This is a genomic window from Pinirhizobacter sp. (assembly GCF_035317885.1).
GTDB lineage: Bacteria > Pseudomonadota > Gammaproteobacteria > Xanthomonadales > Rhodanobacteraceae > Pinirhizobacter.
Genome location: NZ_DATHFX010000215.1, coordinates 1 through 3483, shown reverse-complemented (window position 1 = coordinate 3483; position 3483 = coordinate 1). Strand labels below are relative to the sequence as shown.

The 3483-nt window shown below is 64.6% G+C and carries 5 protein-coding genes; 3 read left to right on the top strand and 2 right to left on the bottom strand.

Annotation, left to right across the window (positions count from 1 at the left end; translation table 11 throughout):
• From VK519_RS06880 to VK519_RS06870, 3 genes are all read left to right on the top strand, one after another.
• The coding region (locus tag VK519_RS06880; RefSeq protein WP_324348484.1) for a cytochrome d ubiquinol oxidase subunit II at positions 1-470 on the top strand (470 nt) is incomplete at its 5' end.
• Positions 470-604 (top strand): DUF2474 family protein, encoded by a 135-nt coding sequence (locus VK519_RS06875; protein WP_324348482.1) that lies wholly within the window; start codon positions 470-472, stop codon positions 602-604. The genes VK519_RS06880 and VK519_RS06875, both read left to right, overlap by 1 nt.
• 38 nt (positions 605-642) lie before the next feature.
• Positions 643-1755 (top strand): S-(hydroxymethyl)glutathione dehydrogenase/class III alcohol dehydrogenase, encoded by a 1113-nt coding sequence (locus VK519_RS06870; RefSeq protein WP_324348480.1) that lies wholly within the window; start codon positions 643-645, stop codon positions 1753-1755.
• Here VK519_RS06870 and VK519_RS06865 read toward each other — a convergent pair.
• Together VK519_RS06865 and VK519_RS06860 are read right to left on the bottom strand one after the other, a co-directional pair.
• Positions 1745-2653, bottom strand: coding sequence for a patatin-like phospholipase family protein (locus tag VK519_RS06865; protein ID WP_324348479.1), 909 nt, complete (start codon positions 2651-2653; stop codon positions 1745-1747). The genes VK519_RS06870 and VK519_RS06865 overlap by 11 nt on opposite strands.
• 11 nt (positions 2654-2664) lie before the next feature.
• A partial coding sequence (locus tag VK519_RS06860) for a class 1 fructose-bisphosphatase (RefSeq protein ID WP_324348478.1) occupies positions 2665-3483 on the bottom strand: 819 nt, incomplete at its 5' end.

Sequence of the window (3483 nt, the reverse complement as noted above, 5' to 3'; positions counted from 1 at the left end):
TGAAGACCGATGGCGATCTGCAACGCCGCATGCGCCTGATGCTCAAGCCGCTGGCGTTGGCACTGCTGGCGATCATCGGCGTGGTAAGCCTGTGGACGGTGCTAAGCCATCAGTACATCGCCGACCGCTGGTTTTCCGGCGCGCATTTCCTCTACTTCGCGCCCGTGCCGATCCTGGTGCTTGCATGCGTGGCCGGGATCATCCGCGGGGCGAACAGCGCGCACGAGTGGCGGCCGTTCCTGCTGACGCAAGCCATCATCTTCCTGGGCTACAGCGGCCTGTTGATCAGCATCTATCCGAACATCATCCCGCCGTCGCTCACCATCTGGGAGGCGTCCTCGCCGCACTCCAGCCAGGCATTCGCCCTGGTGGGCGTGTTGATCGTCCTGCCGATCATCCTTGCCTATACGGCGCTTTCGTACTGGGTGTTCCGCGGCAAGGTGCGGCACGGCGACGAGGGGTACCACTGATGGACAAACCTGCGACCAAACGGTTGGTGTGGAAGCGGCTGGGCTGGTTCGTGTTGCTGTACGCCGGCGGCGTGCTGGCGGTGGGCATCGTGGCGTTGATTTTCCGGGTGCTGGTGCTGAACGCGGTGCGCTAGAATTCGGGTTTGCGCCTTTGCAACGGAGCCTCAAGCCCATGAAATCCCGCGCCGCCGTGGCCTTCGAGGCCGGCAAACCACTATCCATCGAAGAGATCGACGTTGAGGGCCCCAAGGCCGGCGAAGTGCTGGTGCGCATCGTCGCCACGGGTGTCTGCCACACCGATGCCTTCACCCTGTCCGGCGCCGATCCGGAGGGTGCTTTCCCGGTAATCCTGGGCCACGAAGGCGGCGGCATCGTCGAGGAGATCGGCGAGGGCGTCACCAGCCTGAAAGTGGGCGACCACGTGATCCCGCTATACACGCCAGAGTGCGGCGAGTGCAAATTCTGCCTGTCGGGGAAAACCAACCTCTGCCAGAAGATCCGCGCCACGCAAGGCCGCGGCGTGATGCCCGACGGCAGCTCGCGCTTCTCGCTGGGCGGCAAGCCGCTGCTGCATTACATGGGCACCAGCACCTTCAGTGAATACACCGTGCTGCCGGAGATCTCGCTGGCAAAGATCAACAAGGATGCGCCGCTGGACAAGGTGTGCCTGCTCGGCTGCGGCGTTACCACCGGCATCGGTGCGGTACTGAACACCGCCAAGGTGGAACCGGGCGCGTCGGTGGCCATCTTTGGCATGGGCGGCATCGGGCTTTCGGTGGTGCAGGGTGCGGTGATGGCCAAGGCCGGGCGCATCGTGGTGGTGGACGTGAATCCCGAGAAGTTCGCGATGGCGCGTATGCTCGGCGCCACCGATTGCATCAACCCCAAGGACTATCCCGACACGCCCATCCAGCAGGTGATCGTCGACCTCACCGATGGCGGCGTGGATTATTCCTTCGAGTGCGTGGGTAACGTGAACCTGATGCGCGCGGCGCTGGAGTGCTGCCACAAGGGCTGGGGCGAGTCGGTGATCATCGGCGTTGCCGGCGCGGGGCAAGAGATCAGCACCCGCCCGTTCCAGCTGGTGACCGGACGCGTGTGGCGCGGTTCGGCCTTCGGCGGGGTGAAGGGCCGCTCGCAGCTACCGGGCTACGTCGACCGCTACATGGGCGGCGAGATCAAGATCGATCCGTTCGTGACGCACACCATGGGCCTGGAAGATATCAACCACGCCTTCGACCTGATGCATGAAGGCAAGAGCATCCGCTCGGTAATCATTTACTGAACGTTCCGGCAGGTATCGCACGCGACTCCTGCTTCGCCGCAATCGCTGCCTTGATCGCCGGGATCGCCGCCAGTGCGGCACGCTCGCCTTCCAGGATGGCCATGTTCTTCGCATCGAAATCGGTGGGTCCGATCTGGCCCACCTTCGGCCGGATCACCACGTCGGCGCGCGCGAGTTCCTGTTCGCCGAGCTTCTGGCCCATGATGGTGATCGACTGCCCGACCACGCCCATCATGCCTTCCGGCCGTGTACGGCTGGCCTTGGCCGAGATATCCACCGCTATCACGATGTCGGCGCCCAATTGCCGGGCGGCGTCCACTGGCACCGGGCTCACCACGCCACCATCGACGTAAGGCACACCGTTGATGTCGGTGGGCTGGAACACGCCCGGGATGGAACTGGACGCGCGCACCGCCTGGCCGGTGTTGCCGCTGACGAATACGGCGCGGTCGCCGGTCTGCAGGTTGGTCGCCACGGCCGCGAAGGGAAGGCTTAAGCCCTGGATCGGGCGCTTGTTGACCAGCGTGTTGACGTAGTCTTCCAGCAGTTCGCCCTTCACCAGGCCACCGCCAAAGAAGCCGACATCGCGGATCTTCGCTTCATCCAGCGAGAAGGCCTGTTCCTGCAAGGTGAAGGCATCCATGCCGCTGGCGTAGAGCGCCCCGACCACGCTGCCTGCGCTGGTGCCGGCCACGACATCCGGGTGGATGCCACTGGCTTCGAGCATCTTGATCACGCCAATGTGGGCAAAGCCCTTGGCCGCGCCACCGCCCAGTGCCAGGCCGATACGAATTTTCGCGGGTGTCGGCGGCGGAGCCACGGGCTTGACGTCGGCGTGTCCAAAGCAGCCGGCCAGCAGCAGGCTGGCCAGGAGGGGCAGGGTGCGCAGGGATTTCATCGAATGGGGAATCAGGTGCGGCTGTCGTCGGATTCGAGGTGGTAACGGGTGACCACCTCGATCTCGTCCTTCGAACCCAGGAATACCGGCACGCGCTGGTGAAGGCCCGTGGGCTGCAGGCCCATGATGCGTTCGCGTCCGGTGGTGGCGGCGCCTCCGGCCTGTTCCACGATGAAGGCCATGGGGTTGGCTTCGTACATCAGGCGCAGCTTGCCGCCCTGCTCGCGGATGCGGGCGTCCAGTGGATAGATGAACACGCCGCCGCGGGTAACGATGCGGTGCACGTCGGCCACCATCGAAGCCACCCACCGCATGTTGAAATCGCGTCCGCGCGGGCCGGTGGAGCCTGCCTGCAGTTCGCCGACATAACGCTGCATGGGGGCTTCCCAGTGCCGCTGGTTTGCCATGTTCACGGCGAACTCGGACGTTTGCGCGGGGATCGTCATGCCGCGGCGGCTGAGCACGAAGCTGCCGTGCTCGCGGTCGAGGGTGAATTCGTGCACGCCGTGGCCGAAGGTCAGTACCAGCAGCGTGCTGGGGCCGTACACCACGTAGCCGGCGGCCACCTGTTCGGTTCCCTTCTGCAGGAAATGCTCAGCAAGGACCTCGTCGATGTCGTCGGGGCAGCGGAGCACCGAGAAGATCGTACCCACCGATACATTGACGTCGATATTGGACGAACCATCCAGCGGATCGAACAACAGCAGGTGGTGGCCCTTGGGGTAGGCGTCGGGGATGGGCTGCGGATCGTCCATTTCCTCCGAGGCGCAGGCGGCCAGGTGGCCACCCCAGGCATTGGCTTCGAGCAGGATCTCGTTGGAAATCACGTC

Bases quoted from the DNA above. Each gene is read 5' to 3' on its own strand.
- VK519_RS06875 (WP_324348482.1), top strand. From the start codon at position 470: ATGGACAAACCTGCGACCAAACGGTTGGTGTGGAAGCGGCTGGGCTGG.
- VK519_RS06870 (WP_324348480.1), top strand. From the start codon at position 643: ATGAAATCCCGCGCCGCCGTGGCCTTCGAGGCCGGCAAACCACTATCC.
- VK519_RS06865 (WP_324348479.1), bottom strand. From the start codon at position 2,653: ATGAAATCCCTGCGCACCCTGCCCCTCCTGGCCAGCCTGCTGCTGGCC.